This is a genomic window from Bradyrhizobium sp. CCGB20 (assembly GCF_024199855.1).
GTDB lineage: Bacteria > Pseudomonadota > Alphaproteobacteria > Rhizobiales > Xanthobacteraceae > Bradyrhizobium.
In genome coordinates this window covers 5,901,071-5,925,085 of the sequence record NZ_JANADN010000001.1, presented here as the reverse complement: position 1 = coordinate 5,925,085, position 24,015 = coordinate 5,901,071, and the positions used below count along the sequence as shown (strand labels likewise).

Here is a 24,015-nt window from a genome sequence, read left to right as displayed (position 1 = left end):
TTACCACGCTCGGCCGAAAACTGCTTGTTAACTAGTTGATTTTGTTGACCCATCGTGCGGTTAACAATAGCTTAATGCCTAAGTTTTTCGGCTTACTTTCTGTTTTTTCCAGTGCAAGTCTTTGGCAGGGGCAATTCATGAATGCTCAATTCCAGGTGGCGCAAGCCACCGGTACGGCTGTTGCGACCAATTCAACCCCTGTTCGAACCTTCTCACTAACGAAGCCGCTGACCGATCAAGCCGTGGTGCTAAACCTCGGATATGATCAGAAGGTCAAGCTCGATTTCTCGGCAATTGCCAATGAGAAGATCACGCTCGTCCATGTCGGCGAGAAGCTGATCATTCTCTTTGACAACAAGTCGACGATCACCGTCGATCCAGTCTTCGACTCCCGGCACGACGGCCAGCAACTCCTGTCGATCGAGCTCGCGCCTGGACGCGACGTCAACCTGCAGGAATTCGCGAGTCTCTTCCCCATTACAACCGATCAGTCGGTGCTGCCCGCTGCCGGTGACGGCAACGGCAACGCGCAAGGGAGCGGCGCCAACTTTACGAGCAGCACCGTCGACGCGTTGAGCGCCGGCGATCCGCTCGATCTGCTCGGACAGGAAGAACTTGGAACCTTCCAGACCGGCGATCCGCAGTTCCTCGCGGTCACGGCTCCTACAGTCAGCGTGACCGGTTCGATCGAACTTGTGGTCGACGAAAGCTTCATTCCGCTCAACGCCACGAATTCGGCCGGTTCGACGACCGGCCCGGCCGGGTCCAGCATCAGCACCCAGGCCCTCCAGGCCGTCTTCACGGTGAACTCGCAGATCGGCCTGCAGTCGCTGACCTATGTACTGAAGGTCGACAATCCGAATACCAATTTGATCGACTCGCTCAGCGGCAAACCCGTTGTCCTGGTCCAGAACGGGACCGGCGAAGTCGACGGAGTCGTCACGATCGATGGGCAGCAGGTCACGGTCTTCACGCTGACGGTGAACGGCAACGGTCTCATCACGATGACAGACCTGCGCGGCGTTCACGAGAACGATCCGCACGACAACAATGAGAGCATTCATCTCGATGCAGGTCTCGTCTCCGTAACGGCGACGGCGGTCGACGTCAGCGGCAACTCAACGAGCGGAACCTTCGACCTTGGTCCGCACATCACAATCAACGACGACAGCCCGAGCATCGACGTGGCGCAGGGCGAGGGCGGAGAAGAGGGGCCGCGGCTCCCGTTCCTCGGTCCCCTCGAAGTCGACGAGAGCGCGCTGCCGGACGGCACGCAGCCGGCATCGTTCTCGACCGTCGCCAAGCAGAACTTCAGCGGCGCCTTCACGCATGTCGATGGCGCCGATGGCGCCACCATCACCTTCGCGCTGTCCGTTACAGCCGGCGGCGTCGATACGCACCTGATCGATTCCCTGACCGGGCACGGGGTGTTCCTGTTCAACGAGAACGGCACGATCGTCGCGCGCGTTGGCGGGGAGGGCACCACGCCTGACGCCAATGGTGCGGTCGTTTTCACGCTCGAGGTGGATTCGTCGTCCGGCCAGGTGACGATGACGCTTGAGCGCTCGGTGCACGAGCTTGCGCCTGAAGCGAATGTCCCGAGCGACGAGCCGATCCAGCTCTCGGGTGTCCCGATCACGCTGACCGCGACGATCACGGACAATGACGGCGATACGGACAGCGCCAGCATCGATATCGGCACGACGATCATCATTCATGACGATAGCCCGACCATCGCCGTAGTGCAGGGCGAGGGTGGCGAAGAGGGTCCGCAGCTCCCTGTCCTTGGTTCCCTCGAAGTCGACGAAAGCGCGCTGCCGGACGGCGCGCAGACGGCGTCGTTCCCGACCACGGCCACCCAGGACTTCAGCGGCTCATTCACGCACGCCGCCGGTGCTGACGGCGCCACCGTCACTTATGCGCTGTCCGTTGCAGCCGGTGGTGTCGACACGGGTCTTGTGGATTCCCTCACCGGGAACAAGGTGTTCCTGTTCAGCGTGAACGGTGTCATCTCGGCCCGCGAGGGAACGGACGCCACCGCTGCGGCTTCGGGCCCCGAAGTTTTCAAGCTCGAAGTGGATTCCACGTCCGGCGAAGTCAAGCTGACGCTGGAGCGCTCGGTTCACGAGCTCATTCCTCAAGCGAATGTCGACAGCAACGAGTCGATCCAGCTGACGGGCGTCCCGATCACGCTGACCGCGACGATCACGGACAATGACGGCGATTCAGACAGCGCCAGCATCGACATCAGCTCGACGATCGTCATTCACGACGACAGTCCTTCGCTGACCCTGTCAGCCAGCGAAGGATCCGTCACGATCGACGAAACGGCCGGTCAGCAGGCCGGCACCGACGAAGTCCAATTCACCGGCCTCTCGACCGCGGCGCAGACGGCGTTCGACGGCGTTGCAAACAAGGGCAGCGATCCCGACTTTTCGTCGGGTCAGAAGGACCATGGCGCGATCGGCTATGCCGTGAATTCGGGCCTTGTTTCCGCCAGCATCAATTTCGGCGCAGATGGCGCCGATGGTATCCAGTCGAAACTGTATGAACTGACGCTGGCCAAGAGCGGCGTCGATTCGGGCCTCCAGACGACTTCGGGCCGCGAGATTTACCTGTTCCTCGAGAACGGTGTCATCGTCGGCCGCTATGACGCACCAAATGACGGCAATACGGTTGTCAACGGAAGCGATCCGGCTGCTTTTGCGATCACGATCGATCCGGCCACCGGCGAGGTCTCGGTCGCTCAGTATGTCTCGCTCAATCAGCCGGACCACGCGACGGCCGCCAATAGCTACAACAGCTACAACGAGGCGATCTCGCTCGCGACGGGCAGCGTATCCATTCAACTGACGGTAACGGATGCCGATGGCGATACCGCCAGCGATCGTGTCGATATCTCCGGCAAGATCCAGTTCCTGGATGATGGCCCGAGCATCACAGGCAAGGCGATCAATGAGAAGGTCGCCGAGAATGACATCGACACACAATATGCGTTGGGCACCAGCCCGAACGACGGCAACGCCGACGGCTCCTGGACCAACAGTCCCGACAACGAGAGCCCGGGTCCGGCCGACGTCTTCGGTACGCTCGCGGGTCATGTGAACTTCGGTGCCGACGGGCCGGGGGCGAACGCCTTCACCTTCGCGAGCAGCTATGCGACGACGCTGAGCAATCTGAACCTCACGTCGCACGGAACGGCGCTGACCTATCAGGTCAACGGCGACACGCTGACCGCCAGCGCCAACGGTCACACAATCTTCACGCTGCAGGTCAATGCCGCGACGGGGACCTATGCGTTCAAGCTCTACGATAGCCTTGACCACGTCACTGACAATGGCACCAATTCCGATCTGAAGTCGGGTAACAGCAGCATTTCCAGCATCGACTTCGGTTCGGTGCTGGTGGCGACGGACGGCGACGGCGATACGGTCGGCATGACCGGCCAGCTGAAAGTGACTATTGTCGACGACGTCCCGCACGCGCACGATGTCACCGCCCAGAAGATCCTGGACGACGAAGCGCAATCGCTGTTCACGCCGGTGAACTTTGGCGGCAATGGCGACGTTTCTCCGAGCGTCAACTCGACCTCGGGCGGAGCTGGCTCGCTGTTTGCTCCGGGTGCCGATGACGTCAAGACCATCAGCTTTACGACGCCTTCGGATATTAAGGCCATCTACAAGCTGCAGAGCGGCTTGGCCGGGCAGGAGACGCTCGACTATACGACCACGACGAGCAACGGCCACACGATCCTGACCGCGACGGGTCACTCCTCGGGCAACGTCGTCTTCACGCTCGACGTCGCCGCCGACGGCTCCTACACCTTCAAGGTCAGCGAGCCGCTGGTCCATCCGACCAACAGCACGACGGAAGAAAACATCTCGGTGAAGATCGGCTTCACCGTGACCGACGGTGACGGCGACAAGGACACGGGCTCGCTGACCGTGAAGGTCAACGACGACACGCCCACGGTCGAAGTCGATCAGGCCCAGAATAACCAGCATCAGAATATCACGCTGGCGACGCTGACGCTCGACGAGTCGATCGGCACCACCGCCGGCGACTCGAACGCGACCAGCGACGATCGTGCCGGGGTCACCGCTCCCTCGCTGCTGACACTCGCCGATGCCACCAAGGCGATCGGCATCGTAAAGACGCCGACGTCCGGCGGGACCTCCGTGGCCGACTTGTTCACCACCGACGTCAGCTTCGGCGCCGACGGTGCCAAGTCCAATCCGACATCGACCTACAGCCTCACGTTGAAGGACGATCACGGCAACACGGTTTCGAACGGCTCCTCGACCGGCGTGGAAACCAACCTCGTCGTGACCGCGCTCGCCGGAACGGCTCTGGCGAACCTCACGGATGCGCAGCGCACGATCTACCTGTTCAAGGAAGCCGACGGTTCGATCGTCGGCAAGATCGGCATCGGCGGTGGCGGCAATGTCAGCGATTACGTTGCCGTGCACGTCGTCATCACCGGCACGCCCCCGCAGATCTCGATCGAGCAGTACCTGCCGATCGAGCACAGCAACACCGCGTCGAGCGACGAGGCCGCCTCCCTGACATTCGCGGATCGCGACGCCAGCCTTGGCGTCACCTTGACCGTCACCGCGACCGACGGCGACGGCGATGTCGCCTCGGACTCGAAAACCGTCACGCTGGTCGGCTCCGACGGCTCCCTGATCAAGATAGAGGATGACGGCCCGACGGTGACGCTGGCCACTACCTCTGCAAAGGTCGTCGAGGACGAGACGCCGGGCGTGCAGACCTCGCCGGATCCGAACGCCGCGAACGACGTGAGCAGCAGCGGGCTGCCGACCGGCGTGCTCGCCAAGTTCGACGCCATCTCCAACAAGGGCGTCGACAACGACGTTCCGTCCGGATCAAAGGACCATGGTGCGATCGGCTTTGCGGTCAGCACGTCGTCGCTGGTCTCCGTCACGGCCGATTACGGCACCGACGGCAAGGCCCTCACCAATTCGCAGGTGCTGGCGCTCGCCATCAATGGGGGTAACGGAGCGGATTCCGGCCTGAAGACTACCGATGGCCGCGAGATCCATCTGTTCATGGACAGCAATGGCCTGATCGTCGGCCGCTATGACGCGAACGGTGGAAACATCACCAGCAGCGATCCCGCGGCGTTTGCCATTGCGATTTCGCAGGACGGTAAGGTCAGCATCGCGCAGTACGTCTCGCTGCAGAATCCGACCGGTGGCCCCAGCTATGACGAAGCTGCCACTGGACTGAAGAATGTACTCGCCAGCGTGACCGTCACGGATGGTGATGGTGACACGGCGACCAAATCCGTCGACATCTCCGGCCAGATCCAGTTCCAGGATGACGGTCCGAGCATCGCGGGAACGGCCATCAGCGAGAAGGTCGCCGAGAACGACATCGACACGTCGTATGCGCACGGCACCAGCCCGAACGACGGCAACGGCGACGGCTCCTGGACCAACAGCCCCGACAACGAGAGCCCGGGTCCGGCCGACGTCTTCGGCACCCTCGCGGGTCACGTGAACTTCGGTGCGGACGGGCCGGGAGCGAATGCCTTCACGTTCGCGGCGAGCTATGCGACGACGCTTGGCAATCTGAACCTCACCTCGCACGGCACGGCGCTGACCTATCAGGTCAACGGCGACACGCTGACCGCCAGCGCCAACGGTCACACCGTCTTCACGCTGCAGGTCAATGCCGGGACGGGAAGCTATGCGTTCAAGCTCTACGACAGCCTCGACCATGTCACCGACAATGGTGCCAACACCGCGCTGAAGTCGGGCAATGGCAGCATTTCCAGCATCGATTTCGGTTCGGTGCTGGTGGCGACGGACGGTGATGGCGACACCATTGCCATGACCGGCCAGCTGAAGGTGACCATCGTCGACGACATTCCGAATGCGTACGATGTCACCTCCCAGAAGGTCCTGGACGACGAAGCGCAGTCACTGTTCACGCCGGTGAACTTCGGCGGCGACGGCGACGTCGCGCCGAGCGTCAACTCGACCACGGGCGGAGCCGGCTCGCTGTTTGCGCCGGGTGCGGACGGCATCAAGACCATCAGCTTTGCGGCACCCTCGGACATCAAGGCGATCTACAAGCTGCAGAGCGGCCTGGCCGGACAGGAGACGCTCGACTATTCGACGACGACGAGCAACGGCCACACGATCCTGACTGCGACGGGTCACTCCTCGGGCAACGTCGTCTTCACGCTCGACGTCGCCGCCGACGGCTCCTACACCTTCAAGGTCAGCGAGCCGCTGGTCCATCCGACCAACAGCACGACGGAAGAAAACATCTCGGTGAAGATCGGATTCACCGTGACCGACGGCGACGGCGACAAGGACACCGGCTCGCTGACCGTGAAGGTCAACGACGATACGCCCACGGTCGAAGTCGATCAGGCCCAGAATAACCAGCATCAGAATATCACGCTGGACGCCGTGAAGATGGACGAGTCCATCCACGTGCTCGCCGGTGATACCAACGCGGCCGCCGACAATGTCAGCGGTGTCGCGGGCCCGACCGTGACGTCCACGCTCAATCCCGCACTGGCGATCGGCATCCTGTCGACGCCGGCGTCGAGCGACGGCACCTCGGTGAAAGAGCTGTTCGATCCCCAGGTCAGCTTCGGCGCCGATGGCGCCAAGGCGAATGCCACCTTCACTTATAGCTTCACATTGAAGGACGATAACGGCCAGACGGTGAACGGGCCGACGTCGCATGGCGTCGAGACCAATTTGGTCGTGACCGCATTGACCGGTACCTCGCTGGCCGGCCTGACCGACGCCCAGCGCACGATCTACCTGTTCAAGCAGGCCGACGGCTCGATCATCGGCCGCGTCGGTGACAATCCGAACGGAGCGATCGCGCTGCATATCGTGCTGTCGAGCTCGGCCGATCCGCAGATCACGGTCGAGCAGTATCTGCCGATCAAGCACAGCAACACGGCTTCGAGCGACGAGCCGGCGTCGCTGACCTTCGACGATCGCGATGCGAGCCTGGGCGTCACCCTGACGGTGTCGGCGACCGACGGCGATGGCGATACCGCAACGGACTCGAAAACCGTCACGATTGCCAGCCAGAGCTCGTCGTTCCTCGTCATCGAGGATGATGGTCCGACCCTGACTGTGACAGCGCCGGCCGCCATCAACGGCCTCGACTTCGGTACGTTCAATCTCAACAACAACGAATGGGGACTGGGAAGCGGGACCGCGACCGGCACCAACGGCGGCTGGACCATTTCGGATACCAACAGCGGCCATTCCGGTGGCGATCTGGTCGCCAATCCCGGCGGCGGCACCGTTCAGCTCGAGCGCGTCGGTGACGGCTACCAGGGCATGCATTCGTCGACCGGCAGCTACATGGTCGACCTCGATGCGTCTCCGCACGACGTCAAGATCAGCCAGGTCGTCAACGGGCTGACGACGGGGCAGACCTACGACCTGAGGTTCGAGGCGGGCGCGCCGTACCCCAATTCGGCCCATCTCGAAGTGTGGTTTGGCGGCGTCAAGATTGCCGACATCTCGCCCACCGGCCAGATGCAGGAATACACGATCCAGGTGGTGGCCGGGTCCGGCCCGAACCATGACAATGTTCTCGAATTCCGCGAGACCGGCGCGCCGGACAATCAGGGCACCTATCTTGCCAACGTCTCGGTCGGCACCCTTGTCATCGACGAGACTGCCAACATCCAGGCGGATTCGAACGAAGTCAGCTCGGCAACCCTGTCTCCGCTGTTCGCCGCGGTCGCCCTCCAGGGCACCGATCCGGACATGGCGGCGCAGTACGCGCAGGGGACGACGGCGGCGGTCAGCGTCACCGCGGATTACGGCGTCGACGGCAAGGCGGCCACCAACGCGATGCTTTTCGCGCTGAGCACTGCCGTCAATCATACCGACTCGGGCCTGCAGACCACGGACGGGCACGAGATCTACCTGTTCAACGAAACCTATAACGGCGTCGGCTATGTCGTCGGCCGTTACGACGCGGCCAATGGCAGCGTCGATGGTAACGATCCCGCCGCCTTCGCGTTCACGATTGATCCGGCGACGGGCAAGCTGTCGGTCGCGCAATTCGTCTCGCTGCATCAGCCGAATACGCACAGCAACGACGAGGGCGTGTTCCTCGGCACCGGCACGCTCTCCGTCACGGTGACCATCAAGGACGGCGACAACGACACGGCGTCAAAGACCGTCGATATTTCCGCCAACATCCGCTTCGACGATGACGGTCCGACCGCGGCTTTGGTCGTGACCGAGACCAGCGTGACGATCGACGAAACGGCCGGGCAGGACGCCGGCACCAACGATGTCGCGCATCTGTCCGACTATACCGGACTGTTCAGCTCGCTTCCGGGGACGCCGATTGAGATCGCACGGAGCGGCGTGGCCGTCGTTTCCGCGGCTGCGACGGGCTACGGCGCAGACGGGCAGGGGGCTGCCCCGGTGTTCGCGCTGAACGTCTCCACCAGCGGAGTCGATTCAGGTCTCGATGCGACCGACGGGCGTAGTGTGTTCCTGTACAAGGAAGGCAACCTCATCGTCGGCCGCGAAGGCATGGCGGATGGCTCGGCTGACTCAAGCGGCAAGGTCGCCTTTGCAATCTCGATCGACAGCGCGACCGGCGTGCTGACGGTCGCCGAGTATACGGCGCTCCATCACAACAACCCGCTCGATCCGAACGAAGCGTCGAGCCCGCTCTCGATCGCCACCAACGCCATCCAGGCGAGCGTGACGGTGACAGATGGTGACGGCGACACCTCGGTCGCCTCGGTCGGCATCGGCGGCCAAATCCGTTTCCTGGACGATGGTCCGACGGTGGCCGCGGCTCCTCTGAACCAGATCGTCAACGGCGACTTCTCGCAAGGTGTCTGGTCTGCACCGGATTGGTGGGGTTCGGTCTCCTACAACGTGACGGGCTGGGCTCTCGCTCCGTCGCCGATCAATCCTGGGACGGTCGATCTCGAAAGGGCGCCTGACGGTCTCTATGGCCTGCACAGCTCGACCGGCGGTTACATGGTCGATCTCGGCAGCTCGCCGGGCAACATGCAGATCACCCAGGACTTCCAGCCTGGTGCGCTCGCGCCCGGCCAGACCTACGCGATCCAGTTCGAAGCCGGCGCGCCGTTCCCGGAGACGGCCAAGCTCGAGGTGATCTGGGACGGCCAGGTGATCGGCACGATCGATCCGACCGGACCGATGACGTCCTACAACTTCATCGTCACGGCGAACGGAACGGCCGGCGATACCCTGACCTTCCGTGAAATTGGCACCGGCAATGCTCCGTTGGGCTATGACTCGCAGGGCCACAATCTCCAGGACGAAGGTTACCAGGGCACTTACCTCGCCAACGTCAAGCTGGTCGCGACCTATGTCGTCGACGAAGACGGCCTCTCGGCCGGCAACCACGACCTGCCGACTCCGTCGCAAGGCGATACTGCTGGAATCGCGACCTCGGTTACCGGCGCGCTCGGCATCAACTGGGGTGCCGACAATTACGATCCGTCGAACGACGGCACTCACGCCGATGGTTCGTTCGCGCAGGACAACAACGGATCCGCGCTCACCGGCCGCTACCTGACCTTCACTGACGCCACGGTCGGTGCCAGCGGCATTGCGGGCCCCGACCTGATGTCGAATGGCCAGGTCGTCAAGTACATGCTTGCGGACATGGGGACCACGCTGATCGGCTATGTCGGCGACCTCAACCACAAGGTCTTTGTGGTGTCGCTGTCCGACGACGGCACAGGTGCGTTCAAATTCAGCCTGCTCGGTCGGCTGGACCACGCGCCGAACGGCTCCGAGAACGATATCGACCTGACCTTCCACTTCACTGCGACCGACTCCGACGGCGATTCAGCCACCGGTAGCTTCATGGTCGGCATCGACGACGACGTGCCGGTCGTGACCGCCGCGGGCGATACCGTCAATGTGAACGAAGCCAACCTGCTCGACGATCGCAATCCAAATCCGGTTGCGCTTCCGGGCGGCGGCTTCGCCGGCGAGGCGCAGGCCGCGACCGGCTTCTTCCACATCAACTGGGGCGCCGACAACGGCGATGCGAAGCATCTTGCCTTTGCCAAGGATTCCCAAGGCCATGTGATCGGTCCGCAGCTCAAGTCCGACGGCGTGCAGCTCGACTATGTCGTCCGCTTCCCCGGCGACTCGCCCGACAACGAGCAGATCATTGCCTACAAGCATGGCACGGACCCCGACGTTCAATCCAACGTGGTGTTCTCGATCACGCTCTACGAGCAGGGTCACGGCTACTACAGCTATGTTCAGTACCAGAACATCGACCATCAGGGCTCCGGCACCGATGTCGCTCAGCTGAACTTCAACGTCATTGCGACGGACAGCGATGGCGACAGCGTCCAGACCTCGCTGACGGTCAACGTGACCGACGACGTGCCGCAACCGGTCGTGACCGCGCCCACAACGCCGGTTTTGATCGTCGACGAAACCGCTGGCGAGGACAGCGGGACGAACGACGTGGCGTCGACCCCGGCCTTGCAGGCGCTGTTCACCGGTGTCTCCAGCTCGCCGATCATCCAGTTCGCGCAGAGCGGCGCGGCGCTGTTCTCGACCACGGGCTCGACCTATGGCGCCGATGGCGCCAACGGTTCTGCCTTCGGTCTGTCGGTCACGAGCGGGACCGATTCCGGCCTGACCGCTACCGATGGCCACAAGATCTTCCTGTATCAGGAAGGCAATCTGGTGGTCGGCCACGAGGATAACGCGGCCGGCAAGGTTGCGTTCGCGATCGCGATCGATGCGGCTACGAGCCAGCTCAGCATCGCTGAATACACGGCGATCCAGCATCCGAACCACAGCGACGCGGACGAGGCGGCCTCACCGCAGACCATCGCGAGCGGTGTCCTCAAGGTCACTTATTCGCTCACTGATGGCGATCACGACACGGTGGCCGCGTCCGCCGACATCGGGAGCCTGATCCAGTTCCGCGACGACGGCCCGGCCGTCACACCGCAGACGAACCTGATCGTCAACGGCAGCTTCGAGGAAGGGCACCCTGAACTCGGAACCAGCGGATGGTCGATCTTCCATTCGATCCCCGGCTGGACCACTGCGGACATCGGCGACGAGGGGCCGGCTGGCGACGTTCCTTTCGAGATCCAGGTCGGCGGCGTCGGCGGTACTCCGGCGCAGCACGGAAACGCGCTCGTCGAGCTCGATGCCGACCTCACCAGCGGCACCGTTCCCGGAGATACGACCCAGCATTTCAATGATTCCGGCCAGCTCAACGCGACGATCCAGCAGGTCGTGAACGGCACCACCGATGGTCAGACCTATGAGCTGACCTTCTGGTACGCCCCGCGCATCGGCGAGGGCGGCAACGACAGCGGCGGCCTGAACGTGCTGTGGAACGGGCAGATCGTGAAGACGATCAACTCGGACGGCATGACCGAAGGCCAGTGGCAGCAGATCACGGTGTTCGTTGAGGGCACCGGGGCAGACACGCTTGCATTCCAGGGCACGGGGCAGGCCAACCAGCTCGGCGCGCTGATCGACAATGTCAGCCTCATCGCTGCGACCGTCGTCGACGAGGACGGCCTGACGAAGGGCCATCACGATATGCCGACCGCGTCGGCGGGCGACATTGCCGTTCCCGATGCCGATGGCGACCATAGCGAAGCCACCGCAACCGGTCTCCTCAGCATCAAGTGGGGCGCCGACAATGCGGACGCCGGCGTCGATACGACCGGCGCCATGGGCGCATTCGTTCAGGATCATCCCGGCGGTGCCGGCAATCGCAGCGTCACCTTTGCCGACGGCGCGCTCGCCAGCTTCAGCGGCACCCTGACGTCGGGTTCGCTGACCTCGGACGGCCAGACGATCACGCTGTCCTACAACGCAGACCACACCGTTCTCACGGGCATCGCAGGCACCGGCGAGAACGCACGCGCGGTGTTCGAGGTTTCGCTGTCGGACGAAGGCACGGGCTCCTACCGCTTCATCCTGCTCGATCGCCTCGACCATGCGAGCGGCAACAACGAGAACAACATCGTTCTCAGCTTCAACTTCGTCGCGACGGATTCCGACGGCGATGCGGCGCCGGGTACGTTCACGGTCGTCGTCAATGACGACGTTCCGGTGCTTACGGGCCAGACCGCGTCCGGCACGGTGTACGAGGCCAACATTCCGGTCCCGACCACGACCGGCTTCAATTTCTCGTTCACCAGCGATACGGTGAACCAGGCACCGAACCTCGGCACCTCGCATCTGCACGTGACAGGAAGCTACGTTGCGGATGTCAGCGGACAACATGTCCTGTTCGGACCGGATGCGCCCGGAGGCGTCGGCGCCTCGCCGTTCAAGCTGACGGCCGATGCCGGCACCACCTTCACGGTGGATAGCGTCAAGCTCAGCCTTTGGGGCTCGGGCACGACGACCGCAACGGTCATCGGGATCGACGCAAACGGCGTGCAGCACACTGCCCAGGTGTCGCTGCACAACACGCTGACGCCCGATACTCTCTTCACGGCGTTTGCGGGCCTGCAACTGACGAGCCTCGAGGTCGATCCGGCCTCCGGATTTGCGGGACGTGTGATCCTCGACGACCTCGGCGTTCACACCACCACTACGCCCGCCACCAACTACACCCAGTCCATCGTCGACCTGACATCGCTGGTCGACGTCGGTCCGGATCAGCCCGGCACCTGGTCGCTGGCCTCGTTCTCGACGCCGCAGAACGTGGGTACGCTGAGCTACAACGGCACCCAGATCACGATGACGTCCGATGGTCACACGATCACCGGCGTTGCCGGTGGCGCGACCATCTTCACGCTGACGGTCGACCCGGCAACGGGCAAGGCCACGTTCGATCTGTTCAAGCCGGTCGATGGCGGCCTGGAGAAGCAGATCGACTTCGCGAATCTGGTGAAGTTCACCGACTATGACGGCGACAGCGTCACGCTCGGCACCGGTGAGCTCATCATCAAGATCGATTCACCGACGGACAAGCTGCCGACGGTGTCGGCGTCCTCGATCACGGTGAACGAGGCTGGCCTTCCGCCGCATGGCGGCCTGCCGGCCGGTTCGGCCGAAGCTGCCGACGGCAACCCGAACAACGACAGCAACCAGAGCGAGAAGCAGACGGGCACGATCGCAATCTCGCTCGGCGATACGCCGTCGGTTGTGACCGTTGCCGGCCACGTCATCGATGCGGGCTTCGTCGGTCATACGATCGACGGCCAGTACGGCACGCTGACGATCACGAGCTTCAGCTCGACCTCGATCGGCTACAGCTACACGCTGACCACGAACGTCACCACGAATCCGTCCGCCAACGACGGCGCGGTCGTGTCCGGCCATGACGATTTCACCGTCAAGGTCACGGATGTCGACGGCCAGTCCCAGACCGCTACACTCTCGGTCAGCATCGTGGACGACGTCCCGGTCCTGATTGCATCTGGCAGCGTGACGGGAGAGGTCGACGAGGACGGCCTGGCCTCACCGAATCTGTCCACCGGAAACGCCGATGCCGGCCGGACCGGTGAAACCGCCGGCACCGAACATGCGACCGTCTCGGGAGATGCCGGTTCGCTGAAGGCACTGGTCAATTTCGGTGCGGACGGTGCGGGCGCGCATCCGTTCCAGCTCGTCGACCAGACCACCGCGTCGGCCTGGATCAACGGCCTGCATCTGACGTCCCAGGGCAAGGCGGTCGACCACGCCACGGTTTCCGGCAACACCGTCACGGCGCAAAGCCAGGATGGTCGCGACATCTTCTCGCTCACCGTCAACGACGATGGATCGTGGACCTTTGCTCTCAACGACCAGCTCGATCATCCGAAGCATGATGATCCCAGCACGCAGCCGGTGGAGAAGGAGTTCGAGGATACGATCTCGGTCAGCCTCGGTGGACTGATCAATGCGGTCGACGGCGATGGTGACGTGACCTCGCTGAGCTCCGCGAATTTCTCGGTCACGATCCGCGACGACGAGCCCTATTTCGGGACGATCAGCACGGGCTCGGTGACGCAGCTCCATACGGCCACGACCGGAACGTTCGATTTCCACGTCGGTGCCGACGAGCCGGGGCACATCTCCGTGACGGCGCCGACCATCAGCGGCGTCAATGTCTCGACGTCCACTGACAGCAATGGCGTCACGACCGTCACCGGCACGTTCAGCGGCACCGGGCTGACCTACTACGTCCTCACGGTCAATCCGAACGGTACCTACAGCTTCGAGATCGACAACCTTCCGACGTCGACAACGCCGCTCGCCCCGGTGAGCACGCTGGGGGCGTTTGGTCCCACCCCGGTGAAGGATTTTGGTCTGTTCACGTTCTCGTCGGATCAGGACGTCAACGGTTCGGCCAACGGCGTCGGCGTCGCCAGCAATGGACTCGAGGGCGGCGAGCACCTGACAGTGACGTTCGACAACCCGATGACGGTTGCGAACGTCGGCATCAATCTGAACGGCAGCGGGAGTCTGACCCTCGTCTGGAAGGCGATCGACAGCGCAACGCACCAATACGAAACCGGCACAGCGACGTTGAACGCTGACGGTACGCTGACGGTCGACATCCTCGGCAATAATGCTTCAACCGACGGCGATCCGAATACGACGGATATCCTGCATTTCGACACGCTCGAAATCTCGGCCAGTGGTCCGAACAGTATCCACGGCAGGATCGTGAGTGTTGGAGGAACACAGCTGACGCAGAGCGGCCAGGTTGCCCCGTTCGAGTTCACGCTGACCGGCAGCGACGCCGACGGAGACGTTGCGACTGGCACGATCCACATCAACGCCAACATCGGCGTCAACAACCTTCCGTCGATCATGTCGACCGACTCCGCAGCGCTGAACGATGCCGACGGCAACGATCACGCCACTGGTCCGACGTTGCATGCGTTCGTTGCCCAGTCTGTGACCGGCTCCCTGCACATCGACTACGGCCAGGACGGAGCGGGTTCGCCGAAGTTCACCGCGGTCTATGACGGCGGGCTGGGATCTGCCGTCTCGCAGACATCTGCGGCCGGCGTGACGACGATCACGACCGCGTCGTGGGCGCTGACCATCAACGAGACCACGGGCGACTACACGTTCAAGCAGACCGCCGCGTATCACCATGACATCGGCGCGGACACCGATAGCGGACAGGTCACCGTCACGGTGAAGGACGCCAGCGGTGACACGGTCACGGGTACGCTGACGCTGACGATCAACGACGACCTCCCGGCTGCGTATGCGGACAGCAATTCGGCCCAGTCGGCTGCGATTGTTTCCGGCAACGTCGAGAGCAACGACGTCGGCGGCGCCGATGGCATCGCGTCGATCGCCTGGAGCAATGTGTCGGCCAACCACACGGTGGCGGGCGCGCATGGCGTGCTGACGGTCGGCACGGATGGTTCCTACAGCTATCATGCCAATCCGAACGCTCCGACCGGCTCCGACCAGTTCAGTTATACGATCACCGATGGCGACGGCGATACGTCGACAGCGACGCTGACGATCAATGTCACGAACGGCCAACCCACGATCAGCGCTGCAGTCGCGACGGTCGACGAGGCCGCGCTCGACACCACGAAGGACACCGGCGATCTCGCGTTGAGCGCTTTCACCGGCTCGCATCCGATGTCGGGTGCGGAGACGGCGACGGGAACGCTGTCGATCACCGATGCGGATGGCGCCACTGTCACCGGCGTTGCCGCCGGCAACAGCGGTGCCGATGTCAGCGGCCATGTCGGGACCCTGGTTCAGGGCACCTATGGCGTGCTCGAGATCGACTCCGCGGGCCACTACACCTACACGCTGACGAAGCCCGTCACGGAAAGCCCGGCTGCCGATAACAGCACGGACACCGTCAATGGCGCGGATGTGTTCACCTTTACGGTGACGGATGCGCTCGGAAACACGTCAACTTCGACGGTTACCATCAACATCAAGGATGACGTTCCGACCGCGAACAGCGATGCCAAATCGCTCGAATCCGGCGCAATCGTTTCCGGCAACGTCGAGAGCAACGACGTCGGCGGTGCCGACGGCATAGCGTCGATCGCCTGGACCGGCGCATCGAGCGGCTCCATCACCGGCTCCTACGGCGCGCTGACGGTCGGAACCGACGGCTCGTACAGCTATCATGCCAACACCAACACCGCGGGCACCGATCACTTCACGTACACCATCACCGATGGTGACGGCGACAAGTCGACGGCGACGTTGACCATTGATGTCGCGAACGGTCAGCCCACGATCGCAGCTGCGGTCGCGACGGTCGATGAGTCCGCGCTCGACACCACGAAGGACACCGGCGATCTCGCGTCGAGCACTTACACCGGCTCGCATCCGACGTCGGGTGCGGAGACGGCGACGGGAACGCTGTCGATCACCGATGCGGATGGTGCCACGGTCACCGGCGTTGCCGCCGGCAACAGCGGTGCCGATGTCAGCGGCCATGTCGGGACCCTGGTTCAGGGCACCTATGGCGTGCTCGAGATCGACTCCGCGGGCCACTACGCCTACACGCTGACGAAGCCCGTCACGGAAAGCCCGGCTGCCGATAACAGCACGGACACCGTCAATGGCGCGGATGTGTTCACCTTTACGGTGACGGATGCGCTCGGAAATACGTCGACCTCGACAGTTTCGATCAACATCAAGGACGATGTTCCGACGGCGCAAGGCGAGACGGCGAACGTAGCCGAGGCTTCGGCGACCAACGTCGTGTTCATGATCGACACGTCGGGCAGCACGGACGGCACCGCTCTCGCGCGCGAGAAGCAGGCTGCGGTCAATCTCCTGAATGCCGGCATCAACGGCGGTCAGGTCCTGGTGGTCGATTTCAGCGACTCCGCCCACGCGTCGGGCTGGATGAGCGTTTCGGACGCGATCACCTACATCAATCAGCTCAGCGCCGGCGGCGACACGAACTACGATCTCGCCCTGAGCACCACGCAAACCTACATCAACACCCACACGACGCCGGACGCTGGCCAGACCATCGCGTACTTCCTGTCCGATGGTCAGCCGAACGAGCCGTCGGGCAGCGTCGGCATCAACGGCACCGAACAGGCCGCGTGGGATTCGTTCCTGGCGACCAATCACATCAGCGTGGTCTACGGCGTCAACGTTTCCTCGAGCAGCGGCGACTCCGACATCGCGCCGATCGCGTACCCGAGCTCGGGCAACAATATCGGCATCGGCAGCAACGCCAACGGACTGCTCAACACGATCCCGGCGTCCGTTCACACCACGTCCGGTAACGTGCTGACGAACGACACGTTCGGCGCGGACGGCCACGGCACCGGCGCGGGGATTCTGTCGATCAAGGTCGGCAGCACGACCTACACGTTCGACGGGACGAACTTCAATGACGGGCAGGGACACACAACGTCAGGTGCCGTCCTGACGGCAACGACGTCTCTCGGCACGCTGACGTTCAACTTCTCGACCGGCGCGTATTCCTACTCGACGTCCGCGTCAGTCAGCGCCAACCAGACCGAGACCTTCCACTACACGCTCGTGGATCGTGACGGAGATCAGTCCGGCGCGGATCTGTCGATCATCATCAAGAATGCGCCGCATGCGCCGACCGGGCTCGATCTGGCCTCGGCGGATGACAGCGGAACCAACAGCGACAACGTCACCAATCACACCACCGGCCTCACGATCTCGGGCGTGGCGGAGAACGGGACCACGGTGACGCTGTACGACGACGCCAACAACAACGGCAGCCAGGACTCCGGCGAAGCCACGCTGGGCTCCGCCAATGTCAGCGGCGGCACGTTCAGCGTCGACGTCGCGCTGGCGGAAGGTGTTCATCACGTTCGCGGCTTCGAGACCGACGGCTCCGGCAATGTGAGCCCGTCGTCCTCGCCGCTCGACATCACGGTCGATACGACGGCGCCGGTGGTGACCTTCACCAACATGGTCAACGACACCGGTCTCTCGTCGAGCGACTACATCACCAATGACGACAACAAGCTGACGTTCAACGGCACCGGCGAAGCCGGGGGCACCGTCACGCTCACCCGGGGAAGCACTGTCGTCGGTTCCGCGACCGTAGACGGCACGGGCCACTGGACCATCGCGGACGGCGACAGCTCCATCAACGACGGGACTTACACCTACAAGGCGACCGAGGTCGATCTGGCCGGCAACACCGGCAGCGCGACGGTCAATGTCACGGTGGATACGGTTCGGCCGACGGAAGACGTCAGCATCAAGTCGATCTCGCAGGACACGGGTGTTTCGTCGACGGACTTCGTCACCAATGACACCCAACTGACGGTCTCGGGCACCAACGATGCGCTTGCCGCGGGAGACAGGGTGCAGGTCAGCAGTGATGGCACCAACTGGGTCGATGCGACCCAGGTGGATGCGACCCACTGGACCTATGCCGATCCGGCCACACACACGACGGACTTCACCTACTACGCGCGGGTCGTCGACACCGCGGGGAACGTCAGTTCCAGTTCCCATCAGGACAGCGAAGAGGTCGATATCGACCTCACGGCGCCAAGCACGACCGTGGCGATCTCCGGCATCCAGAACGATACCGGTGCAAGCTCGTCGGACTTCATCACCAGCGACCGCACGCTGACGCTGAACGGCACGTACGGCGGGAGCCTTGGCAGCAACGTCATCCAGGTGAGCACAGACGGCGGGCAGACCTGGAATAACGCCAGCGCCTCGTTCGGTTCCTGGAGCTACTCGGATCCGGCCACCCATGCCGACGGCACGTTCATCTACCAGGTTCGTGTCATCGACGTTGCCGGAAATGTCGGCAATACGACCTCGCATAGCGTGACGGTCGACGGTACCGCACCCACGATCGCAATCGCGACGACGCTCGCGGGAGACAATGTCGTCAATGCAGCCGAGGATGGCTCGCTCGTGATCTCCGGCACCACGACGGGTGCGGAGGATGGGCGGACCGTGACGGTGACGCTGTTCGACGGCTCGCATAGCGTGACGAAGACGGCGACCGTGTCCAACGGTGCCTGGTCGACGTCCGGAGCCGATATCAGCGGTTTCACCAATGGCAACGTCACCGTGCGCGCCGACGTCTCAGACGTCGCCGGGAATGCGGCTACGCAGGCCAGCAAGACCATTACGCTGGACAACGTGGCGACGATCTCGATCGCATCGACGATTGCCGGTGACAACATCGTCAATGCCGCCGAAGACGGCTCGGTGGTGATTTCGGGCACCACGACGAGCGTTGAAAACGGCCGGACGGTTACGGTGACATTGTCCGACGGCGTGCACACCGCCGTGACCACGACCGCTACGGTCAACAACAACGCATGGACCGCGACCGGGGCCAATATCAGTGGCCTCAACAATGGCAGCATCACGGTAAAGGCGGACGTGTCCGACGCCGTGGGCAATCAGGCGACCCAGGCCAGCAAGACGATCGCGCTGGACAATGTGGCGCCCAACGCGCCTTCAGCGCCCAACATGACAACGGCCAGTGATACCGGAGCGTCGAACTCCGACAATATCACCAGCGACCAAACTCCGACCTTCACCGGCTCGGCGACGACCGGCACCACCGTGACGATCTATTCTGACGGTGTCGCCGTCGGGTCGGGTACCGCGAGCGGCGGAAGCTACTCGATCACCACCAGCACGTTGCCCGATGGACAGCACACCATCACGGCAACGGCGACTGACGCGGCCGGTAATGTGAGTGTGGCCAGCAGCGGCCTTTTGGTGCGAATTGATCATACGGCGCCGACAGTGGCCATCACGACGGCCAACTCCACCTCGGATGTCATCGCGGGCACGGTCAGTGACTCCGGAAGTGGCGCCGTCTCTGTAGAGGTGACCAGAAACAGTACCTCGCTAGGGAACGACACGTCTTTCCCGAGCGGCAATTGGAGTATCTCAAGCAACAACTTCAATTCGGGGAACACGGTCACAGCAACGGCGACCGACCTGGCCGGCAATACGGCCACCGCATCGCTGAAAGCTGTCGCCCCCGCCGGCACCTCCGGCGAGGCGATCAACCTTGCTCTCGCCAGCACCGTCGCCGCCTCGCATGTCGGCCCGGTCTCGCTGACCATCTCCGGCGTGCTGGAGGGCTGGACCCTGAACGACGGCACACGTAATGCCGACGGTACGTGGTCTGTCCTGTCCAACGACGTCAGCAGCCTGTCGGTGACCTCGCCCGATGGTTTCACCGGCGCGCTGGTGTTCAACGTCATGGAGAGCTGGACCAACGCGGACGGCAGCGTCGGCACGGCCTATGTCCTCGACAACGTCGAGGCCTATGCCAAGGGCGCGCCGATCTTCGCCTGGTCCGGCGACGACACGCTGACTGCGTCGAGCGGCGACGATACGCTGGTCTTCGCCAACCGTATCGGTACCGATGTCGTGCACAAGTTCGACGTTGCGCATGACAAGATCGACCTGATCGGCTTCGACGGCTTCTCGAGCTTTGCCGACGTTCAGGCGCATCTTTCGACCGATGCGGCCGGCAATGCCGTCCTCACGCTTGGCGACGGCCAGACGATCACTCTGGTCGGCGTCGACGCGAAGACGCTGACCGGCGACGATTTCGCCTTCAATGAGACGCCGGTGATCCACAATACCGGCGATATGGTCCTGGGCGACGGCGCGATGTTGCCGCTGAGCGGCATCGTCGACAATTCGGGCAGGATCGAGCTCGGCTCGGCCGGTTCGACCACCGAACTCGAGATCATCCAGCATGGTGCGACGCTCCAGGGCGGCGGAACGATCGTGTTGTCCGACAATTCGGAGAACCTCATCGTCGGCAGCCAGGGTGATGTCACGCTCACCAACGTGGACAACACCATCATGGGTGCGGGCGAGATCGGCGACGGTCAGCTCACGCTCGTCAACGAAGGCACGATCGTGGCGACCGGCGTGAACGCGCTGGTGATCGACACGGGGACGAACGTCATCACCAACTCCGGCACGCTCGAGGCTGCCGGATCAGGCGGCCTGATCATTCACGGGACGATCGACAACGAAGGCCTGCTGTGGGCCAACGACGGCGATCTCTCCGTGTCGGGCGATGTCAACGGTGGCGGCTCGGCCCTGATCTCGGGCCACGGCCTGCTCGAACTGGCCGGCGCGTTCAGCGGCGAGATCAAGTTCGACGCCGCCGCGTCCGGAACGCTCGTGCTCGACAATCCCTCGGATTTCCACGGGATTCTGTCCGGGTTCGACGGCAACGACACGCTGGATCTCGAGGGCTTCCTCGGTGGCAGCACGACCATGAGCTACAACGAAAACGCGCAGGGCAATGGTGGTGTTCTGACGGTAACGGATGGAAAGACGACCGCGAATATCGCCTTCACCGGCGAGCATGCGGCGTCCGATTTCCATCTCGATACGGGCGGCTCGGCGAACCAGGTCCTGGTCCATCTCGAGAACCAGGCCCAGCAGCAGGCGGCCGCGATGGTGCACGCAGCGTAGTGGGCTGACGAACCTCCACAAAGAAAGGCGTCGGTTCCTCCGGCGCCTTTTTTCTTGTTTTATAGCATTTGTCCGCGAGCGGTGCTGGCGATCACAGCAGGAGCGGCAAGGAGCCGAGGCCGCCTTGGCCACCGCTACCGAGTGTCTCCTCTCCGGTCCATTCGACACGGTCGGTGCCTTCGGCCGCCGGTGCGGCCGCGATTTCGCCGGTGAGAGGCTGCCGTTTCGCGTAGGGCGCCGCGAACAGGTGAACACCGTCATGATTGATGGCGAACAGCGGAGTGAGGCTTGTTGCTTCGCCATCCTCGATCAGGCTGTTCCGCCGATTGTCGAGAATGAGCCAGCGGCCATCAAGGCGTGCGGCGAGCACCGCATGATCCTGGCGTACGGCGCGGTCGCGCACCAGCACGAGCCGCATGTCCTCGCTCGGAAATCCAGCCTCGTTCAGCGCCAACAGTTTCGCGATGGCATAGTCCTCGCAATCGCCCTTGGTCGTGGCGAAAGTCTCGAGCGGCGAGCTCCAGCGGTCGGCCTCGCCGTGCTGCGCGAAGTCGCTGACGTAGCGAACGACCATGTTGACGGCCCAGTTCGCCTCATCGAGGCGGTCCCGCCCTGATTTTGATTTGACGGAGGCGATCAGCCGCAGGAACTGCGCGGCATAAGCGGGGCAATTGGCGGCGTCCGCCTGGCACTGTTTGAGTGTCTCGGCGTCCTTTGTGAGCTTCGCCTCGAGGCCACGCCACTTGTGCCACAGCAGCCCCTCGGGCGCGCGGAAGGTGAACAGGCCGAACGGTTCGTCGCCCTTGGCGGGTGCCGGTTTGGGTTCTGGTGCTGCGTCGGTCACGGTACCGGAAGGCGTGAGGGCGGCAAGGCGGACCGCCTTCGGGCCGCGACCTCGCATTGCGTCGAGCTTGGAGAGCACATCGTTGATGCGGAAGAACGTCGCCGGCGGACGTGAGGCGGCGTCAATGCCGGGCGCGAAGGCTTCCTGAGAGTCCGACGCCATGGAGCCCGAAGCAATGGCCTCATCGGCCCGGGAGGGCGATGTTGCACCGGTCGCGATCAATGCAATCAGGCCGACGCCAAGCGCGCGCAAGCCTGCTCGCTGCAATTCCAATTGCAGTGCCATAAACGACGTCCCCTGCCGGGAGCGTCGTCAACGTCTATTGCGTCGATCCACGCCCCGATCCTGTTGTTGGATCGAGACTGCGACCTGGGACGCTTAGGTGAGGTTAAATCGCGGAAGGAGCGGGGTGATTGTCGCGAAGGCGGTCAATCGCATGCTTCGAGCGGCCGCCAAATTGCCGCACCTGACTTTGCGCTTTATTAACCGTACCGCGGCTCAGCGCTCGCGCAGCGCTTCGTCGCGCAGGGTGCGGGCCGGCTTGACGATGTAATCCAGAACCGATTTTTGGCCGGTGAGGACTTCGACCGTGGTGACCATGCCGGGAATGATGGGGAGTTGCTTCTCCTCCGTTCCCAGATGGTTCTTATCGGTCCGGATCATGACCCGGTAGAAACTCTCCTGTCGCTCCGGCGTCTTTTCCGCCTTGTCGTCGACGATGGTATCGGCGCTGATGCGCTCGACCTTGCCTTTCAGCGAGCCGTAGACAGAGGAATCGTAGGCCGAGATCTTCACGACGGCATCCTGGCCGGGCCGGATGAAGGCGATATCCTGCGGCCGAATGCGGCCTTCGACCAGGAGCGTATCGTCAAGAGGAACGATATCCATGACGTTGGCACCAGGCTGGACGACAGCGCCCAGGGTGGTGATATTCAGCTTGTTGACGATCCCGTGCACTGGCGCCCTCAGATCGGTTCGCTTGACCCGGTCCTGTGCCGATTTGATGTTTTCGTCGAGCACGGCGAGGTCGCCCTTCGACTTGGCAAGGTCTTCGTCCGCCTGGGAACGGAAGGAAGAGACCGTACTCGCGATCTTGGATTGAGCCTCTGCGAGTTGCCCCCTCATTTCGGTCGCCTGGCGGTCGAGGCGCAGCATCTCGATCTCCGGCACGACCTTCTGCTCATACAGCTTCCGTGTCAGAGCCAACTCCCGATCCAGCAGCTTGAGCGTGCCGGTCAGGCGCGTGACTTGCTGGTTCAGCACGTCCACGTCCTGCGCCAGCTTCTGCGAGCGCATCTTGAACACGCTGGTCTCTGTGGCCACGGCCGACGGTACGACCTGGTCGAGTTGATCGGGAAATGCCAGCTCGGTCTTTCCCCTCGCTTCGGCCTCCAGCCGGGTGACGCGTGCGGCCATTGCGGCGCGTCGCTCCCTGATCTCGCCGAATTCGGATGCGAATTTCGTATCGTCGATGCGCATCAGCGATTGTCCCCGCTGGACGATCGCTCCTTCCTGCACGAGGATCTCGCCGACGATACCGCCTTCGAGTGACTGCACCACCTGGATCTGGCGCGCCGGCACGACACGCCCGTTGCCGCGCTTGACCTCGTCCAGGATGGCGAAGTGCGCCCAAGTCACAAACACCGCCAGCATGGCGAGGAATGTGATCAGGAGCATGCGCGAAGTTCGCGGCGTGCGCGTGAGCGCGGCAGCGCGGACATCATTGGCGAAAGCAAAATCGGATGACGCCAT

Annotated in this window: 3 protein-coding genes; 1 reads left to right on the top strand and 2 read right to left on the bottom strand. The window is 63.2% G+C overall.

The window, feature by feature from the left end; all coding sequences use genetic code 11:
* Nucleotides 1–137 precede the first annotated feature (137 nt).
* Nucleotides 138–21,419, top strand: a complete 21,282-nt coding sequence (locus NLM15_RS27680; protein ID WP_254120653.1) for a DUF5801 repeats-in-toxin domain-containing protein — start codon at nt 138–140, stop codon at nt 21,417–21,419.
* A 91-nt stretch (nt 21,420–21,510) separates the two neighbouring features.
* Here NLM15_RS27680 and NLM15_RS27675 read toward each other — a convergent pair whose 3' ends face one another.
* The gene (locus NLM15_RS27675) at nt 21,511–22,548 is read right to left on the bottom strand and encodes a transglutaminase-like cysteine peptidase (RefSeq protein WP_254120651.1); all 1,038 of its coding nucleotides are present in this window, start codon (nt 22,546–22,548) and stop codon (nt 21,511–21,513) included.
* A 213-nt stretch (nt 22,549–22,761) separates the two neighbouring features.
* Nucleotides 22,762–24,015, bottom strand: coding sequence for an HlyD family type I secretion periplasmic adaptor subunit (locus NLM15_RS27670; RefSeq protein WP_254120649.1), 1,254 nt, complete (start codon nt 24,013–24,015; stop codon nt 22,762–22,764).

Bases quoted from the DNA above. Each gene is read 5' to 3' on its own strand.
- NLM15_RS27680 (WP_254120653.1), top strand. From the start codon at position 138: ATGAATGCTCAATTCCAGGTGGCGCAAGCCACCGGTACGGCTGTTGCG.
- NLM15_RS27675 (WP_254120651.1), bottom strand. From the start codon at position 22,548: ATGGCACTGCAATTGGAATTGCAGCGAGCAGGCTTGCGCGCGCTTGGC.
- NLM15_RS27670 (WP_254120649.1), bottom strand. From the start codon at position 24,015: ATGGCGTCATCCGATTTTGCTTTCGCCAATGATGTCCGCGCTGCCGCG.